Source organism: Amycolatopsis sp. CA-128772 (assembly GCF_002904295.1).
GTDB lineage: Bacteria > Actinomycetota > Actinomycetes > Mycobacteriales > Pseudonocardiaceae > Amycolatopsis.
The window spans coordinates 1-17,846 of the sequence record NZ_PPHG01000061.1; the positions used below are offsets into that span (position 1 = coordinate 1).

The 17,846-nt window shown below is 70.4% G+C and carries 14 protein-coding genes; 8 read left to right on the plus strand and 6 right to left on the minus strand.

Features of this window, described 5'->3' with window-relative positions; translation table 11 throughout:
- On the minus strand, nucleotides 1-1,418 hold a 1,418-nt coding region (locus C2L59_RS21325), incomplete at its 3' end, for a family 2B encapsulin nanocompartment shell protein (protein WP_103351271.1).
- Between the two features lie 463 nt (nucleotides 1,419-1,881).
- Between C2L59_RS21325 and C2L59_RS21330 the strand changes: the two genes are divergently transcribed.
- Both C2L59_RS21330 and C2L59_RS21335 read left to right on the plus strand, forming a co-directional pair.
- Complete coding sequence (locus C2L59_RS21330; RefSeq protein ID WP_103351272.1) at nucleotides 1,882-2,646, plus strand: DUF4239 domain-containing protein; 765 nt, start codon at nucleotides 1,882-1,884, stop codon at nucleotides 2,644-2,646.
- Nucleotides 2,643-3,923, plus strand: a complete 1,281-nt coding sequence (locus C2L59_RS21335; RefSeq protein WP_103351273.1) for a hypothetical protein — start codon at nucleotides 2,643-2,645, stop codon at nucleotides 3,921-3,923. Before C2L59_RS21330 ends, C2L59_RS21335 begins: the two co-directional genes overlap by 4 nt.
- Before the next feature lie 9 nt (nucleotides 3,924-3,932).
- Here the strand turns inward: C2L59_RS21335 and C2L59_RS21340 are convergent, their stop codons facing one another.
- Nucleotides 3,933-4,949 (minus strand): autoinducer 2 ABC transporter substrate-binding protein, encoded by a 1,017-nt coding sequence (locus C2L59_RS21340; protein WP_199199182.1) that lies wholly within the window; start codon nucleotides 4,947-4,949, stop codon nucleotides 3,933-3,935.
- A 305-nt stretch (nucleotides 4,950-5,254) separates the two neighbouring features.
- Between C2L59_RS21340 and C2L59_RS21345 the strand changes: the two genes are divergently transcribed.
- The gene (locus C2L59_RS21345; protein ID WP_103351274.1) at nucleotides 5,255-5,710 is read left to right on the plus strand and encodes a DUF4396 domain-containing protein; all 456 of its coding nucleotides are present in this window, start codon (nucleotides 5,255-5,257) and stop codon (nucleotides 5,708-5,710) included.
- Nucleotides 5,711-5,721: 11 nt separating this feature from the next.
- Nucleotides 5,722-6,018, plus strand: coding sequence for a hypothetical protein (locus tag C2L59_RS47135; protein ID WP_146060417.1), 297 nt, complete (start codon nucleotides 5,722-5,724; stop codon nucleotides 6,016-6,018).
- 53 nt (nucleotides 6,019-6,071) lie between these two features.
- Here C2L59_RS47135 and C2L59_RS21350 read toward each other — a convergent pair whose 3' ends face one another.
- The 3 genes from C2L59_RS21350 to C2L59_RS21360 all read right to left on the minus strand — a co-directional run bounded on the left by C2L59_RS21350 (nucleotide 6,072) and on the right by C2L59_RS21360 (nucleotide 11,777).
- A complete protein-coding gene (locus C2L59_RS21350) occupies nucleotides 6,072-7,307 on the minus strand; it encodes a glycoside hydrolase family 88 protein (RefSeq protein ID WP_103351327.1) in 1,236 nt (411 codons plus the stop codon).
- 222 nt (nucleotides 7,308-7,529) lie between these two features.
- Nucleotides 7,530-8,756: a hypothetical protein gene (locus C2L59_RS21355; protein WP_103351275.1), complete on the minus strand. Its 1,227-nt coding sequence runs from the start codon at nucleotides 8,754-8,756 to the stop codon at nucleotides 7,530-7,532.
- Between the two features lie 87 nt (nucleotides 8,757-8,843).
- Nucleotides 8,844-11,777: a BTAD domain-containing putative transcriptional regulator gene (locus C2L59_RS21360; RefSeq protein WP_103351276.1), complete on the minus strand. Its 2,934-nt coding sequence runs from the start codon at nucleotides 11,775-11,777 to the stop codon at nucleotides 8,844-8,846.
- Nucleotides 11,778-11,889: 112 nt separating this feature from the next.
- Here C2L59_RS21360 and C2L59_RS21365 point away from each other — a divergent pair, with 112 nt between their 5' ends.
- The 4 genes from C2L59_RS21365 to C2L59_RS21380 all read left to right on the plus strand — a co-directional run bounded on the left by C2L59_RS21365 (nucleotide 11,890) and on the right by C2L59_RS21380 (nucleotide 16,522).
- Nucleotides 11,890-12,546: a hypothetical protein gene (locus C2L59_RS21365; protein WP_199199179.1), complete on the plus strand. Its 657-nt coding sequence runs from the start codon at nucleotides 11,890-11,892 to the stop codon at nucleotides 12,544-12,546.
- 29 nt (nucleotides 12,547-12,575) lie between these two features.
- Nucleotides 12,576-14,147 carry an alkaline phosphatase gene (locus tag C2L59_RS21370; RefSeq protein WP_103351277.1) on the plus strand — a complete coding sequence of 524 codons (1,572 nt, stop codon included), beginning with the start codon at nucleotides 12,576-12,578 and terminating at the stop codon, nucleotides 14,145-14,147.
- Between the two features lie 24 nt (nucleotides 14,148-14,171).
- Entirely contained in the window at nucleotides 14,172-14,798 is a 627-nt protein-coding gene (locus C2L59_RS21375; RefSeq protein WP_103351278.1) for a TetR/AcrR family transcriptional regulator, read from the plus strand.
- Between the two features lie 242 nt (nucleotides 14,799-15,040).
- Nucleotides 15,041-16,522 carry a glycoside hydrolase family 28 protein gene (locus C2L59_RS21380; RefSeq protein ID WP_103351279.1) on the plus strand — a complete coding sequence of 494 codons (1,482 nt, stop codon included), beginning with the start codon at nucleotides 15,041-15,043 and terminating at the stop codon, nucleotides 16,520-16,522.
- A gap of 110 nt (nucleotides 16,523-16,632) precedes the next feature.
- Here C2L59_RS21380 and C2L59_RS21385 read toward each other — a convergent pair whose 3' ends face one another.
- A complete protein-coding gene (locus tag C2L59_RS21385) occupies nucleotides 16,633-17,820 on the minus strand; it encodes a glycoside hydrolase family 105 protein (protein ID WP_103351280.1) in 1,188 nt (395 codons plus the stop codon).
- Nucleotides 17,821-17,846 lie beyond the last annotated feature (26 nt).

Consider the following 17,846-nt stretch of genomic DNA (forward strand, 5'->3'; position numbering starts at 1 on the left):
TACTCCTCCCGGCCGATTTCGGCGGCTTCGAGGACGGCGAGGGCGTCGGGGACGAGGACGGCGGCGGAGTAGTAGGCGGAGACGAGGTAGGAGATGATGGCTTGTTCGTTGATGCCCATGAAGCGGACGTTGAGGCCGGGTTGGTATTCGTCGGGCAGGCCGGTTTGGTGGAGGCCGACGACGCCTTGGGCTTGTTCGCCGGTGCGCATGAGCAGGATGGAGCTGGTGCGGGTTTCGGTGACGGGGATTTTGTTGCAGGGCAGGATGGGGATGCCGCGCCAGGCGGGGACGTGGTGGCCGCCGTAGTCGACGCTTGCGGGGTAGAGGCCGGCTTTGGTGCATTCGCGGCCGAAGGCGGCGATGGTTTTGGGGTGGGCGAGGAAGAAGCCGGGGTCTTTCCAGACGAGGGTGAGCAGGTGGTCGAGGTCGTCGGGGGTGGGTGGGCCGGTGCGGGTGGGGACGCGTTGGGCGAAGTCGGCGTTGTGGAGGAGCCCGAAGTCGGTGTTGTTGATCAGTTCGTGTTCCTGGCGTTCCCGCAGTGCCTCGACGGTGAGGCGGAGTTGTTGTTCGATCTGGTTCATGGGCTGGTTGTAGAGGTCGGCGACGCGGGAGTGGACGCGCAGGACCGTCTGGGCCACCGATAGTTCGTATTCGCGGGGGCGGGCTTCGTAGTCGACGAAGGTGGAGGGGAGGACGGGTTCGCCGTCGTGGCCGGAGGCGAGGGAGATTTCGGCTTCGCCGTGGTCGTTGCGGGCGGTGTCGCTGTTGCGGGCGAGGTAGCTCGCCAGGTGGGTTTGGAGGGTTTGGGAGCGGGCGAGGACGTCGTCGAAGTCGTGGCGGGGGAGGGTGAGGACGGTGGTGGTGGTGACGGCTTTGGCGGTGAATTCCCAGATGCCGTCGTGTTGGGTGAGGGTGGTGTCGCCGAAGTAGTCGCCGTCGGCGAGGGTGCCGAGGACGACTTGGTCGCCGTAGGCGCCGGTGCCGGTTTTGGTGATTTTGCCGTGGGCGATGAGGTGGACGTGGTCGGCGGGGGAGCCGAATTCGACGAGGGTGTCGCCGGGTTGGTAGTCGTGTTGGGTGAAGCGGGCGGCGAGTTCGGTGAGGACGTCTTCGTCGTCGTAGCCGCGTAGGGGGGCGAGTTCGCCGAGTTCGGGGGGGATGACGCGGACCTGGGCGCCGGTGGTGGTGAAGGTGACGCGGCCGTCGCCGACGGCGTAGGAGAGGCGGCGGTTGACGCGGTAGGCCCCGCCGGAGACTTCGACCCAGGGGAGGAGTTTGAGGAGCCAGCGGGTGGAGATGCCTTGCATTTGGGGGACGGATTTGGTGGTGGTGGCGAGGGTGCGGGCGGCGGCCCGGCTCAGGCTCGACGGCGCCTGTTCGTCGGTGTTCAGGGCATCCACCGGGTCGGTGACAGTCACAGCGAAAACCACCCAATCAGTTCGCTTCGGCACGCGCCCGTCCCGCGGGCGCGCCGGTCAAGACGTGCTATTTCTCGATTTCGCGCGGTGACATGGCGCCGCGAAATCAACATAGCAACCGCGCCGGGCCGCACAATGACACGATCGGGTCACCGGGATAAGCGCCGGGAGCCGGGCTTGATCATTCCGGGACGGCCCGGTCACCGGCTGTTCCCGGTCGTCACTCGGTCGTGAAGATCGCGCCCCGGCCGCGTAATACGTGGTCGCGGGGGGTGCGGCGGAACCGGTCCGCGGGCGCCGGAACTGGGCCGAACCGGCGATTCGGGGTCCGATGTGCGGCCACCAGGATGAATTCGGCAATTGCCGGTTGTCCCGCCGGAAATTGGTCGCTAACTTGAGCGTTCCCCGGCGGTGGAATGCGCCGGGTGGACTTCCCGCGCGCACCGCGGGTGAAAGGACCCGGATGAACATCTTCGTGGCCGGCACCCTCTGGGTGGCCGGCGCGGCCGTGGTGGCGGGCGTGGTCGCGTACCTGGTGCGCCGGTTCGGCTGGGACGAGGGCCGGCCCGACAACAACGACGCGGCGGGTCAGGTGTTCACCATCGTCGGCGGCCTGCACGCGGTCCTGGTCGCGTTCGTGCTGATCTCGCTGTTCGACTCGGTGAGCGATGCGAGCCAGAACGCGCAGACCGAGGCCGACAGCCTCGTCGCGGCCACCTGGGCGGCCGACGCGCTGCCGGCCGAGACGAAGGACCGGGTGCACCAGCTCGCCGCCGCGTACGCGCGGACGGTCGAGGAGCAGGAGTGGCCGCGCCTGGCCGACGGCGGCCCGGTGCCGGCCACCGGCGCGACGCAGCTCGACCAGATGCGCCAGGCGGTGGCGGCCGCCCCGGCCGACGACGACTGGCTGCTGGACCGCAAGACCGAGGCGAGCAACCAGCTCTGGTCGGTCTACCAGGCTCGCGAGCAGCGGCTGTCCCACTCGGGCGCCGGCGGGGTCGGCGCGGTCGTCTGGTTCGCGCTCATCCTCGGCAGCCTGATCACCGCGATCCTGCTGCCCAACCTGTTCGGCGGCACCCGGCTCGCCGCGCACATCATCATCGTGTCCACCCTGGCCGGCACGATCACGTTGCTGCTGTTCTCCATCTACCAGCTGCAGAACCCGTTCAGCGGCGGTGCGAAGGTGGCGCCGGAGGCGTTCACCTCGGCACTGGAAAGGCTGGTTTGACCGGCACACGGGCCCGCTGGGCGGCGATGCTCGGCGTGGCCGCCGCGGTTTCGGCGCTGCTGGCGGCGACGGGCTGGCTCGCGCCGCCGTCGGCCGAATCACCGGCGGCCGCCCCGCGCGGCTGCACGATCCTGCAGGCGGAGAACGTCCGCGAAGGCGCGCCGACGACGCTGCGGCTGCTGGCGCTGCCCTCCGGAACCACCCGGCGGCTGACCCAGGCCGGGTACTGGATCAACGCGATGGGCTACTCCGCCGCGCAGGACGTCGTCTACGGCGTCGCCGACGGCACCCGCGCCGGCCGGTACAACTACGGCGCCCACGCGGTCCGGATCGACGCCGCCGGCGTGGTCACCGACTTGGGCGTGATCGGCCGGGCGGGCGCGCGGCGTCCGGTGTGGAGCCTGGTCACCGGGGCCACCGCGGGCGCGATCGACGGCGACCGCTGGTACGTGCGGCAGGGCAGCGATCTGTACACAGTGGACATCCGCCCCGGTGGGCCGGACTACCTGCGGGTGGTGCACCGGACGGCGTTGCGGCCGGTGTCGCTCGCCGTCGGCGTCGACGACTTCGCGTTCGACCCGGCGGACGGCCTGCTCTACGGCGTCTCGGTGACGTCGTACGGCGACAGCCGGGTGGTCACGCTCGACCCGGCGACGGGCAAGGTCGCGGTGGTCCCCGGGCTGGAGTTCCCGCGCGGGGGCGCGTACGGGGCGGTGGTGCTGGGGCCCGGCGCGCTCTACGCCACGGCCAACCAGGACGGGCAGCGCAGCGTCACCTACCGCCTCCCGCGCGACGGCTCGGGCCAGGCCGTCGAGGTCGCGTCGGGCCCGCCGCTGGTGAGCAGCGACGCGGCCGGGTGCTACACCGAGGCAGCTCCCCCGCCGCCTCCACCGCCCCCGCCGCCGTCGTCTCCGCCGTCCTCGTCCTCGCCCTCGCCGTCCCCGACGCCGTCGCCCACGCCGTCGTCGAACCCGCCCACGCCGGCCCCCGAGCCACCGCCGCCGTCGCGGCTGCCGCCGGTGGAGCGGCCGGTCGTCGTGCCGCCGTCGCCGGTGCCCCCGCCGCCGCCGGTGGTGGTCACGCCGCCACCGGCCACCCCGGAGCCGCCACCGCCGACGCCGTCGCCCGCACCGCACGTGCGTCCGACGAAGAAGGCCGAGGTGGTCGCCTCGGACAGTGGGCACCGGACCCAGCAGAAACGCCGCTGGGGCCTGACGGCCCTGATCCTCGTGCTCGGCGGCGGCGCGGCGGTGTCCCACGTCCGGCGGCACCGGTGACGGGCGGGGTCAGTACTTGAACTGGTCGACGTTGTCGGCGGTGATGAGCAGCGGATCGCCCAGCAGAACGGTTTTCGACGGGGCGTCGTACTTCACCGCCGGCAACTCCAGGCTGACCTTGTTGACCGGGCTCAGCGGCTTGCCGTCGGCGACCTGCTTCGCGGTCCACGCGGTCAGGTAGCCGAGCGACTCGACGTTCCACAGCACCGACTGCGAGCAGGAGCCGTCGAGCAGGTACGGCTTGATGGCCTGCGGCGTGCCGACGCCGACGGTGAACACCTGGCCGATCTTCTGCGCGTCCCCCACGGCCTTCGCGACACCGGGCGCGGACGTCGTGCACTCGCCGACCAGCCCGGTCAGCCCGGGGTGTCCGCCGATGAGCTGCTTGGCCAGCGCCGTCGCAGCGTCTTCGTCTTCGCCGGCGTACACGGTCTCGACGAGCTCGGCCTTCGGGTAGCGCTTGGCCGCGTACTCCTTCTGGACCGCAATCCACGAGTTGAGGTTCGCCGCGGCCTGACCACAGGAGACGATTGCGTACTGGCCGGTGCCGCCGGTCTTCGCCATCAGCGCGTCGACGAGGGCGGTGCCGATGCCCCGCGCACTGGCCTGGTTGACGAACACCTCGCGCTGCGTGCCCGGCGCGTCGGTGTCCGAAGTGAGCACGTGGATCCCCTTCGCCCGCGCCTCGGCGATCACCTGCGCGAGCGCGGCCGGGTCGTTGGGCGCGACCACGATGACGTCGACCTTCTTCGCGATCAGCTCACGCAGGATGGTCACCTGCGCGGCCGGGTCGGTCGTCGACGGCCCGGTCGTGTGCCACACGACGCCGAGCTGCTTGGCCGCCTCGAGGCCGCCGGTGTCCATCGCCTCGAAGTACGGGATGCCACGCACCTTGGGCACGAACTCCACCCGGGTCGGCACGGGTGCGGAGGTGCTGCCCAGCTGGTCCGAGCAGCCCCCGAGCGCGAGCGCCGCAACCAGCGGCAGCGTCGCGACCAGCCGGGAGGTCTTCGTCGGCCCTCGCATCCCCACCCATTCCTCGATGCCTTCGATCGGTCTGCGCACGGTGAAGACCAAGGGCGAACGTAGGGCCCCGGGTAACTGTGGTCAACGGGATGTGCGCAAAGGGTTACGGAAGTGAGTTCTGCCTCGGGGGTCTTCGGTGGAAGATCCCCTGGTCGGCCGCGTTCGCTACGTTGAGTGACGGGCGAGCGTCCATCCGTGTGCGGGCATCGCAGCACGCCGCAAGCCCCGAGTGATTGCACTAGCCGGTGGGGCTTTGTGACGCACGGAACGAGCGCGTGGTACCCCCCAGGGGTATAGTCCCCGGTATGAACGAACAGCACGGGGCTTCGTGGGCGACAGCGATCCAGGCGACACTGCACTGCCTGACCGGCTGTGCCATCGGTGAGGTGCTCGGCATGGTGCTGGGCACGGCGTTCGGCCTGCACAACGCGGCGACGGTCGTCCTGTCGATCGTCCTGGCCTTCGTCTTCGGTTACGGCCTGACCATGCGGGGGGTGCTGAAGTCGGGCCTCGGCCCGGCGGCGGCGTTCAAGGTCGCGCTGGCCGCGGACACCGTGTCGATCGCCGTCATGGAACTGATCGACAACACCGTGGTCGTAGCGATCCCCGGGGCGATGGACGCCGGGCTGGCCAGTTTCCTGTTCTGGCTGTCGCTGGCGCTTTCACTGGCGATCGCGTTCGTCGTCACGGTGCCGGTCAACAAGTGGATGATCGGGCGCGGCCTCGGCCACGCCAAGGTGCACGCACACCACCACCACTGAACGGCAACTGGTTGGCGAGTACCGCCGCCGCCACTGAACGGCAACTGAACGGCAACTGGTTGGCGAGTACCGCCGCCGCCACTGAACGGCAACTGAACGGCAACTGGTTGGCGAGTACCGCCGCCGCCACTGAACGGCAACTGAACGGCAACTGGTTGGCGAGTACCGCCGCCGCCACTGAACGGCAACTGAACGGCAACTGGTCGGCAGCAGCGCCACCGCCACTGAACGGCAACTGGTTGGCAACAGAACCGCCGCCACTGAACGGCAACTGGGTGACAACTGAACGGCAACTGGAAGGCAAGTAAGGGCAAGTATCAGGCAACTGTGTCCGGGGAGGTGGCGGCCTCCCCGGGCGTCGCTACACGCTCGAGAGGTCGATCGCGCGGTCGACCCGGCGCCGGTCGAGCACCCGCAAAATCCCTTCCAGCAGGTAGTAGTCGGCGTAGGGCAGGGACACCTCGATGCCGTCCTCGGCCGGCCGGTTGCGGGTGCAGCGCGCGACGATCGCTTCGGCCCGGGGCGACTTCGTGGTCAGGCACGTCCGCGACACCGCCGTCAGGATGCGCAGCGCACTTTCCCGGTAGTGCGGACGGTGCGTGAGCTCGGCGAGGTCGAGCAGGCCGCACGCCATGATCACGCCCGCGGAGGCGTCCTTGACGTCGTCCGGCGCCTGCGGGGCCAGGTAGTCCCACACCGGCACGTGGTCGGGAGTGAGCCGGGACAGCGCGTAGTCCGCGAGCCGCCGGGCCGTGGTCAGGAACTCGGCGTCGCCGGTGCGGCGGTGGATCGTCGTGAAGCCGTAGACGCCCCACGCCTGCCCGCGCGACCAGCACGACGCCGGGCTGTAGCCCTGCACGGTGTTCGGCCCGATCGGTGCGCCCGTGACCGGGTCGAAGTCGAACACGTGCGGCGTCGACCCGTCCGGGCGGACGAAGTTGCGCTGCGCCGTCTTCGCGTGCGCGACCGCGATCTCCAGGTATTTCGGGTCCCCGGTTTGCTGGCTCGCGAACGCCAGCAGGTCCAGGTTCATCATCGTGTCCATGATGACGCGGCCCGCGTTGTTCGGGTCGGTGAGCGAGCCCCAGGCGCGGATGAAGCCGCCCGCGGGGTTGTAGCGCTTGATGAGCGACGACGCGGCCTGCACCGCGCCCGCCCGCCACTTCTCGTCGCCGGTGAGCCGCCAGGCCGTCACCCACGAGGGGTAGAAGAGGAACCCGAGGTCGTGCGTGCTCGTGTCGTTCTGGCGCGGCGCGAGTTTCTCCGCGGACGCCAGCGCGAGGGTCTTGAATTGTTCCTCGCCACTGTAGAGCCAGGCCAGCCACAACTGACCGGGCCAGAATCCGCCGACCCAGTCGCCGTTCTGCGAATAGGTCCATTTCTCGAACTTCGTGCCGACCGGAAACGCGGTGACGCCGGGGGCCACCGCGCGGAGCTTGGCCACCGCGTAATCGGCCGCTTGGCGGAGCGTCCGGGTGGCCGATGCCTGGTCGGAGGCATCGGGGGTGACCGCGGACGCGGCCGTCGACGTGCTGGCGCCCACCGCCACCGCGGCGCCGGCCGCGGTGGTCAGCAGGGTTCTCCGGGAAACGCTCACAGTGCCCGCCATTCCGTGATTCCGTGGGGAAGGGAAGTGTCCGGAATTTTTGCACGGCGGGCGGGCGCTTGTACACCCGGCGGACATTCGTTCATGGTTGTGAATTGTGTGCCGGTCAGTGGAATACCACTGGAAAAGGGCGAAGGCCCGGCGGGGGACACCGGGCCTTCGCTGTTATCGCGGGGGTGAGGGCAGTCATCCACGCGATGATCGGGGTGGTGCTCAGCAGTGCGGGGCGACCGGGCCGTCCGAACCGGTCTGGAGGTAGGTGTCCGAGACGTAGTTGTTCGGGCCGATCCGGTCCCAGATGTTGGTGGTGCCGAACTTGCCGGCGACCGTGTCACCCTCGACGTAGCACTCGATGTTCACCTTGGCGTAGTTCGCCGCGAGACCCTTGACGGCGGCCGAGGTGCTGGCGCTCGCCCGGACGTTCATCGGGTCGCCCGCGGTGCTGACGACGCCGGTCGGACCGGAGCCGGTCCACAGGTAGGTGACGTTGACGTTGCCGTTGTCCGACATGCCGAGGCCGTCGTAGAAGACGCCGTCGCCGAGGTCGATGCCGGCCGGGTTGCCGACCTTGTAGCCGAGGTCGTCCCTGCCGCCGTTGTAACCGTTGTGGTAGGCGGCGTACGCCTCCGGCTGGCCCTGCGGGAGGTCCTTGTACTCGGCGCGCACCGACGCCGGGTTCCAGTAGTCGTCCTTGGTGTTCCACGGGCCGACGTCCCACACCGGCGCGTACTCGCACCGGCTGGCGTCGGTCTTGCAGACGCGCACGGTGTAGGTGCCGGAGCCCTTGCCGGACAGGCCGCGCCCGGACGGCAGCGCGACGAAGTGGTCGCGGCTGGTGATGACGTGGCCGTTGGCGGTCGTCTGGCCGGTCAGGCCCTCGCGGGTGGCGTAGATCTTGTAGGTGAGCGCGGTCGTCGCGGCCAGCGCGTTCGCCTGCGGGACGCTGTCGGCGCTCAGCGCGACGCCCTTGACCGCGGGCCGCGCGCCGTCGGTGGTGCTGTGCAGGCTGATCCGCACCTGCACCTCGCTCACGGCGCTCTTCAGCGCGGTGCCGGCGGGCGTCCACTCGGTCCAGTCGTTCACGCCGGTCCGGCCGCGGACGTCGACGTCGACCGACGTGCCCTTGGGAGTGTCGGCGGACAGTTCCGCGCTGACGCGGTTCGACGCCGAGCCGAGCTTGTGCACGGCGGTGGTCAGGCTGCCTTCGCTGCCGGCGAAGACCCGTTCGGTTCGGTGCCACGCGGCGTCGGCCAGCGTCAGCGTGCCGCCCGCGCCGGTGACGTTGACGTCATCGGTGTCCACACTGGACAGATCGGCGGTCCAGTTCGGGCCGGCCGACGGCGCCGTCGCGGCCTGGGCGGGGCCTCCGGCCAGCGCCGTCAGCGCCCCGGCGGCCAGAACGGCCGCGGTCACGCGGCCGGTCATCTTGATCCGGATCATCCCCGGTTCTCCTCTCGCACCTGTTCACTCGAAGGTGTGAGAAGACTGGCGGGACGGCGTACATGATCCGTACAAGCAGATGGTGCGTCAGGCGGAAACGATGTGCGGCCGCTCGTCGAGGACGGGCAGCGGTTCCTTCGGCCGCGTCGATAGCTCGCGCCAGATCGCCAGCGCGCGCTCCGAGTAGTCCCGCGACCGTTCCGGCTGCGCCAGTGCCCGGTGCAGTTCCCCGAGCAGTTGCGACACTTCGGCCTCCGACCGGCGGTCGCCGTTGCGGCGGTGCACCGCCAGCGAGTTGACCAGCAGCAGTTGCGCGTGCGCGAAGTCGCCACTGTGGAGGCACAGTTCGCCGAGGTTCTGGTTCGCGTACCCCACGCAGTGGTCGTCGCCGAGGTCGGTGAAGATCGCGATCGCGCGGTCGACGTGCTCGCGGGCCGCCGCCAGGTTGCCCTGGTGCTGGAACAGCAGGCCCAGCCGCTTGAGGGCGTGCGCCTCGCGGTGGCGGTCCCCGATCGACGCCGAGAGCTCCAGGGCGTCGGTGATCCAGCGCTTCGCCGCCGCGTAGCAGCCGCGGGCCATCCAGACCGCGCCCGCGCCGAGGCGGGCCACCGCTTCGCCGTTCGGGTCGTCCGCTTCGGCGAACAGTTCCAATGCCTCGTGGCAGCGGTCGAGCGCCAGGACGTCGTCGCCTTCGATCCGCAGGGTCGTCGAAAGCCCGGTCAGCGCGACGCCGACGCCCTGGGCGTCGCCGAGGGTGTCGAACAGTTTCCTCGACTCCTCGAACGCCACCCGCGCCTCGGCGTACTCGTCCTGGTAGAGCAGGTACTGCCCGAGGTTGCGCTGGACGATCGCCTCCGCCCGCACCGAGCCGGTCCGGCGGGCTGCGGCCAGGGCGATCAGGTGGGTGCTGTGCCAGTCGTCCTGGGGGCCGCGCAGGTCGAAGTACGGGGTCAGTGCCGACGCCAGCTGCCAGGCCAGGTCGTCGAAACCCTGCTGGGCGGCCAGCGAAACCGCGGCGACGGTGGTGTGCCGCTCGGCCGCGAACCACGCGGCCGGGTCTTCGGGCAGCACACCCGCGGGCACCGCGGGGCGCGGCAGTTCGTCGTCGCAGTACATGCCGAAGAAGTGCAGCGGCATCCGGCGCGCCGCCTCGAGCGCGAGCCCGAGGTAACCCTCCAGGACCCGGCGCAGGCCGGCTCGCGTCTTCGCCGCGTCACTGCGCTCCGCCAGTTCCACCGCGTACACGCGCAGGAGGTCGTGCAGCCGGTAGCGCGGCTGGCCGGCCGAATCGGAGCCGACGAGCTCGACGAGGTGGCCGTCGACCAGCACGTCGAGCACATCCTCGGCCTCCCGGCGGCCCAGCACCGCCGCCACGGCCCACGGCGGGAACTGAACCGGCCCGAGCAGGCCCAGCCCGCGGAACGCGGTGGCCGCCGACATCGGCAGCAAGTCGTAGGACAGTGTCACGCTCGCCCGGACGGCGAGGTCGCCGACGCGCAGCTCGTCGAGCCGGCGGCGCTCGTCGGCCAGCCGGTCGGCCAGCAGCCGCAGCGTCCAGCCCGGCCGGTGCGTCAGCTTCGCGCCGGCCACCCGGATCGCCAGGGGCAGGTGCCCGCACTGGCGCAGGATCGCCGCGGCGCTCTCCGGCTCGGCCGCCACCCGCTCGGCGCCGACGATGCCTTCCAGCAGCCGCGCGGCCTCGGCCTCCGGCAGCAGGTCGACGTCCACCGGCATCGCCCCGGCGAGCCCGGGCAGCCGGATCCGGCTGGTCACCAGCACCGCGCAGGCCCCGGCGCCGGGCAGCAGGGGCCGCACCTGGGCCGCGCTGCCGGCGTCGTCGAGCACCACGCACATCCGGCGCCCGGCCAGCCGCGACCGCAGCAGCGCCGACCGCTCGGCCAGTTCCCGCGGCAGGCCGGCGTCGGGGATGCCCAGTGTGCGCAGCAGTTCCGCAAGGACACTCATCGGCGCCCGCGGCGACGACGACGTGCCGGCCAGGTCGACGTGCAGTTGCCCGTCGGGGAACTCGTCGCGCACCGCGTGCGCGACCCGGACGGCGACCGCGGACTTGCCGACGCCGGGCGCGCCCGACAGCACGATGACGGCGGGCGTGCCGGAGTCCGCGCGCTTCTGCAGCAGCGTGACGATGTCGTGGATCAGGGCGTCGCGGCCGGTGAAGTCCGGCAGGTCCAGGGGCAGCTGGCAGACCGGGGCGACGTCGGCGGGCCGCGGGACGGCGACGGCTTCCGGCACGAGGGTCGCGCGCAGCTCGCGCAGCCGGGCGCCCGGTTCGGCGTCGAGTTCTTCGCGCAGGACCCGCTCGGTCGACTCGTACGCCTCGATCGCGTCCCCGGTCCGGCCCGCGGCGCGCAGCGCGACGATCAGTTGCGCCCACAGTTCCTCGCGCAGCGGGTGCTCGGTGACGAGCCCGCGCAGCTCGGCGATGGCCTCGCCGGAGCGGCCGAGGCCGATCCGGGCCCGGAGCCGCTGTTCCTGCACCGACAGCCGCAGTTCGGCGAGCCGGGCGACGGTCGCGCCCCAGCTGTGGTCGTGCGGCAGCCCTTCGAGGACTTCGCCGCGCCACAGTGCGTCGGCGCGGTCCAGCAGCTTGAGCGCGGTTTCGGGCTCGCCGCTGTCGAGTGCTTCCTGCGCTTCACCGGCCAGTGCAGCGAAAGTGAGGTGGTCCAGTTCGTCCGGTTCCGCGGTCAGCAGGTAGCCGGACGCCCGGCTGCTGATCCGCTCGCCGAGGTTCGCGTCGATCTCGGCGAACCGCCGCCGCAGCGAATGCACGTACGTGCGGATGTTCGCCGCGGCCGACCGCGGCGCCGATTCCGGCCACAGCACTTCCACCAGCACGTCGGTCGAGACGACGACGTTGGGCTGCAGGGCCAGCGCGGCCAGCAGCAGCCGGGGCTTCGGGCCGCCGAGGGCGATCACCCGCCCGGCGGCGGTGACCTCCAGCGGACCGAGGACGCGGATGGTAAGCGAGGTGGTCTCAACCTGCCCGATGAGTTCCCCCATAACCGGACTCTAAGACCCGTCCGGCCGCAGGGGATAGATCCATTCGGAGTGTCTGTGCGCACACGTGCGCGCTTTGTACGGGACGTGTACGGCCCGGGGTCACGCTGCCGTCATGAAGCGTTCGAATCTCCGGCGTATCGCCGGTGCGGGAACGATCCTGGCCGCGGTCGGCGCACTCGTGGCGGGTGGCGCCGTCGAAGCGTCGGCGGCGGCGAGCGGAACCGTGAAGACCGCGGGTGACCCGCTCAACGTCCGCCGGGCGCCCACCGCGGGGGCCACGGCCGTCAAGACCGTCGCGAACGGCGCCGCCGTCACCATCGACTGCCAGGTCAACGGCTCGTCGGTGACCGGCACCTACGGCACGAGCACGTTGTGGGACTACGTACCCGCACTGGGCGGGTACATATCGGACACTTACGTCTTCACGAACTCCGACACGCGCGTCGCCCCCGACTGCGGCGTCGGCTCGGGCAGTGCCCAGTGCGCGGACAGTTGCGCGGCCGAGGGGCAGTACCGCTCGGCCGACTCTCACTTCCTGGTCTACGACACGAACGCCGACGGCTATTCCGCAGTGGTCGCCTACTGGCTCAAGGGCGGCGCGGGGCCGTTCTACGTGTGGAACTCCGGCGGCGAAGGCACGAAGGCGGACAAGGCCGTCTCGGTTCCCCACGGCGGCTGGGTCTTCTACAAGGTGTGCGTCGTCAACTACACGACGGGCAAACCCGACCTCAAGTCCTGCAGCGACGGCATCACCGACTTCGCGGCCTGACCGCGTCCACCACGAGAAAGGGCTTTCCCATGGGTCAGGTCAACCGGCGCAAGGTGCTCCTCGGCGGGCTTGCCGCGGTCACCGTCACCGCGGCCTCGGCGGCGCTGCCGTCGTGGGCGAACGCCCGCACCGCGGCCGCCGCGCCCGCCATCCACGATCCCTTCCAGCTCGGCGTCGCCTCCGGTGATCCGCTGCCCGACAGCGTCGTGCTGTGGACGCGGCTGGCGCCGGCGCCACTGAACCCCGACGGCTTCGGCGGCATGCCGGACGCCACTTATCCGGTCGAGTGGGAGATCGCGGACGACGAAGCGTTCAGTTCCGTCGTGCAGCGCGGCTCGGCGAACGCCGTCCGCGCGTCCGGGCACAGCGTCCACATCGAACCCGCCGGCCTGCAGCCGGCACGCGAGTACTTCTACCGGTTCAAGAGTTCCGGATATGTTTCGCCGGTCGGCCGGACGCGCACCGCGCCCGCCGCCGGTGCCGCGGTCAACCAGCTCAAGTACTGCTTCACTTCCTGCCAGCACTGGGAGGAGGGCTACTACCACGCGTACAAGGGCGTCGTGGCCGACGACCCGGACCTGGTGCTGTTCCTCGGCGACTACATCTACGAGAAGAAGTCGGGCCGCGCGGCGCAGGAGCGCAACCCGCGCAGCCTGGCCGTCCCCGACGACGCGACCACGCTCGCGCTGTACCGGGCCCGCCACGGCCAGCACAAGACCGACCCCGACCTGCAGGCCGCGCACGCGATCGCGCCCTGGATCGTCGTCTTCGACGACCACGAAGTGATGAACAACTGGAACGGCACCACCTCGCCCGCCCCGGCCGCGCGCAAGGCCGCCGGTTTCCAGGCGTTCTGCGAGAACACCCCGATCCGCTCGACGGCGAAGCCGAACGGCGCGTCGATCCAGTTGTACCGGCAGTTGACGTGGGGCAACCTGGCCCGGTTCCACATGCTCGACACGCGCCAGTACCGCAACGCCCAGGTGGCCGACCCGTCCGGTTCGGCCGGCCCGGCCTGCACGGACATGCGCAGCACCTCCCGCAGCATCCTCGGCGGCACGGAGGAGGCGTGGCTGCTCAAGCAGTTCGAGTCGCACCCGGCGACCTGGGACTTCCTCGGCCAGCAGGTCTTCTTCGCCCAGCGTGACGGCGACGGCAACAAGGCCACGTGCGAAAGCCCCGACTCGTGGCAGGGCTACGAGGCTTCCCGCGACCGGATCGCGAAGGGCTGGGTCGACCGGAAGGTCGCCAACCCGGTCGTCCTGACCGGCGACGTCCACCGGCACTGGGCCGCCGACCTGCGGCTCGACTACTACGACCACAGTGACCCGATCATCGGCTCGGAACTGGTCACGACGTCGGTGACGAGCAACAGCGACGACGCCGCGCCGCCCAGCGCGGCCTGGTACGCGAACAACCCGCACGTCAAGTACTGCAGGGGCGAGCGCGGGTACGTCCGCGTCACGACCACGCCGTCGCAGATGCGGGCGGACTTCATGACGACGTCCGACACGAGCGTGTACGACCCGGCCTCGGTGGTGATCAAGAACGACGTCAGCTACGTGGTGCAAGCGGGCAAACCGGGCTTGCAGAAGGTCTGAGGCCCGGGCGCTACGCTCCGTGACATGACCGATGAACCGGGCCTGCGGGAGCGCAAGAAGCTCCGCACGCGGGCGGCGATCTCGACGGCGGCGATCGAGCTCTTCCTCGAGCGCGGGTTCGACGCCGTCGGGGTCGCCGAGGTGGCGCGGGCGGCCGAGGTGTCCAAGCGCACGCTGTTCGCCTACTTCCCGACCAAGGAGGACCTGGTGCTGCACCGGTTCGCCGACCACGAGACCGACGCGGCGGACGTCGTCCGCGCCCGGCGGGCCGGCCAGGGGCCGCTCGCCGCGCTGCGGGAGGCGTTCCTGCGGGGCCTCGAGGCGGGCGAGCCGGTGACGGGCCTGAGCGACGCCCCGGCCGTCCTGGCGGTGTTCCGGCTGGTCACCAGGACCCCGGCGCTGGTGGCGCGGCTGGCGGAGTTCGCCGGCGCGGGGGAGACGGCCCTGGCCGCCGCGCTCGGCGAGGCCGGCGTCCCCGCGTTGGACGCGAGCCTCGCCGCGGCCCAGATCGTGGCGGTGCGGCGGACGCTGGCCACGGCCAACATGGACGCGGTCGCGGCCGGGGCGCCCGCGGCCCGGCGGCTTACGGAGGCCCGGGCGGCGGCCGAACGGGCGTTCACCCTGCTGTCGTCCGGAGTAGGGTTCGCCTGACCAGGCGATCATGCTCGATTCACGCTGTCGACCATGAAAAACGCACGGGGCACCCGGGCCCGGCGAAGGTAGACTCCGAGAATCCTGAATGGACAACGGAACCACCGACCACGGGGACCCGCGCCCGACTGGGGGTGCGCGGGTCCCCGGGTCCGGCGATCTTGACATTCTGTTCGCAGTACTCGTAATCTGGCTGTTCCGCCGTCATGCCGAAGTTCTCTTCCATGACAAGGCGGTTCCACGTGAAGAAATTCTTGCTGATCTCCTGCGCGGTGGCGGGACTGGTGGTGGCGGGGGCCGGAATCTCGGCCGCGGCGCCCGGCGGCGTTTACGACGTGAAGGACTACGGCGCCAAGGGAAACGGCTCGGCCAACGATTCCGGCGCCATCGACAAGGCGATCACGGCGGCCAACGCGGCGGGCGGCGGCACCGTCCGGTTCCCCTCGGGAAACTACAAGTCGGCGAACACCGTCCACCTGAAGAGCAACGTCACGATCCAGCTCGACGCGGGCGCGACGATCACCGGGTCCGGCGCGGACACCTACGACAAGCCCGAGCCGAACCAGTGGGACTCCTACCAGGACTACGGCCACAGCCACTTCCACAACGCGATGTTCGCCGGCGACAAGCTGACGAACATCGGCTTCACCGGCTCCGGCACGATCGACGGCGGCGGCAACCTCATCACCGGCAACCCGAAGTCCGGCGAGGCCGACAAGATCCTGTCCCTCACCCGGTGTGACGGGCTGACGCTGTCCGGGATCAAACTGCGCCGCGGCGGCCACTTCGCGGCTCTGATCAACGGCTGCAAGAACGTCGTTTCCGACCACCTGACCATCGACACGGCGAGCGACCGCGACGGCTGGAACATCATCAGCACGACCGGCGTCACGATCACGAACGCGACCATTGCGGCCAACGACGACGCGCTCGTGTTCAAAAGCGACTACGCGCTCGGCGCGAAACTGCCGAACGGCAACGTCACGGTGACCGGCGCGAAACTGTCGGCGGTCTGCTGCAACGCGCTGATGTTCGGGTCCGAGACGTGCGGCGACTTCACCGGCTACCAGTTCTCGGGCATCACGATCACCGGCGCCCACAAATCGGGCATCGGCATCGTCTCGATGGACGGCGCGAAGATTTCCGACGTCCACTACCGCGACATCACGATGTCGGGGACGTACTCGCCGGTCATGATGAAGATCGGCACCCGGAAGCGGTGCGGCAACACCCCGGGCGTCGGCTCGATCAGCGGCGTTACGTTCGACAACGTCACCGGAACGCACACGGGCACGAACTTCAGCCCGACGATCTGGGGCGCGGACAGCGGCCACCGCGTCTCCGACGTCACGTTCACCGGCGTGAAGCTTTCGGTGCCGGGCGGGAACGACACGATGGGCACGGGCGTCCCGAGCAACACGGCGACGGACTACAACCCGAAGAGCATCGGTACCCGCCCGTCGTACGGCTGGTACGTCCACTACGCGGCGGGTATCCGGTTCGTGAACAGCTCGGTGGAGTTCGCCAAGGACGACGGCCGCCCGGCGAGCATTGTCAACAACAGCTCGGACGTCACTTTCGAACACTTCACGGCGGAGAAGGGCTCGAAGAGCCCGTTCGACGTGGGTTTCCAGTCAGTGACGGGTTACTGCGTCAAGGACTCGGCGACGACTTCGGGTGCCGCCCTCCGCCTCAACACCACGAGTTCCACCTCAAGTTGCTGATAAGTTCTCCGAGGCCCCTTCCCGCCCAGGCGGGGAGGGGCCTCACCCGTCCGGTACGACGAAGGGGCCCCGGCCGGTCGGCCGGGGCCCCTTCTGCGGCGTGCGCAGGGTCAGTGGGTGTACTGCTCGTCCATGATCAGGAACGCGCCGAGGCCGTGGAAGTCGTTGGTCTTGCGGGCGCGGGCGTAGTAGTACGACAGGTCGCCGACGTTGGTGCCTTCGCAGATGTCGGTGATGTTCGTCAGGCCGTCCGAGCCGAGCGAGACCTTCTTCAGCACGCCGGCGTAGCCGCGGTCGGCCACCGCCTGGTACGACGCCGGTAGGTAGCCGCGCTGGACGCCGCGGGCCATCGTGAACGTGTACATCGACGATGCCGACGTCTCCAGCCAGTTCTTCGCGTCGCCGCCGCGGTCGACCACCTGGTACCAGCGGCCGGTCGACGCGTCCTGGTACCGCTGGTAGCCGGCCGCAAGGAACTTGACGACGTCGATCAGTGCCGCCCGCCGCGGGTGGTTCGGCGGGAGGACCTCGAGGATGTCGATGGTGGCCATGCCGAACCAGCCGATCGCCCGCGCCCAGTGGTACTTCGAGTGGTGGCCCGACCCCGACGCCCACGACTCGGAGCCGTCCTCGTCGTAGGCGTGGTACAGCAGGTTCTTCGCCGGTTCGTGCAGGTGGCCGAAGTACACGTCGATGTTCTTCGCCGCCTCTTCGAAGCAGTAGTCCCCGTCGCCGAACGCCGCCCCGTACAGCGCGAGGAACGGCTGGGCCATGTAGACGCCGTCGCCCCACAGCTGGCCGACCTTGCTCGTGGCGTGGAACATGCCGCCGTCGGACGTTCGGGGATAGGACGGGAACCGCTTGCGCAACTGGTCGGCCGCCGTGCGGTACTTCTTGCGGCCGGTCTCCGCGTACAGCAGCGGCAACATCTGGCACGAACGCATCGAGTCGAGGTTGGTGAAACTGTTCGAGATGCCGCTGTCGGTGATGAAGCGGTCGTACCACGCGACGATGTAGTCGAGGTACTTGTGCTCGCCGGTGCGCTTGTAGAACAGGTACTGCCCGTAGAGGTACAGGCCCAGGGTGTAGCCCCAGCCGCCGATCTTGTCCGGCGTGTAGCGCCGCATCGTCGAGTCGATCACCGCGCGGGACCAGTCCGGCGGCGGCGCCGCGCCGCCGATCGGGGGCAGCCGGTCGGCCGCCCGCGCGACGGGGCCCGCCGCGGCGAGCGCGCCCAGGGCGCCGAGGGTGCCGGCCAGGACCGCGCGCCGGGTCGGGCGAAGGGGATGTTCGGACATGCGTCGTCCCTTTCGTGCACTGGCCC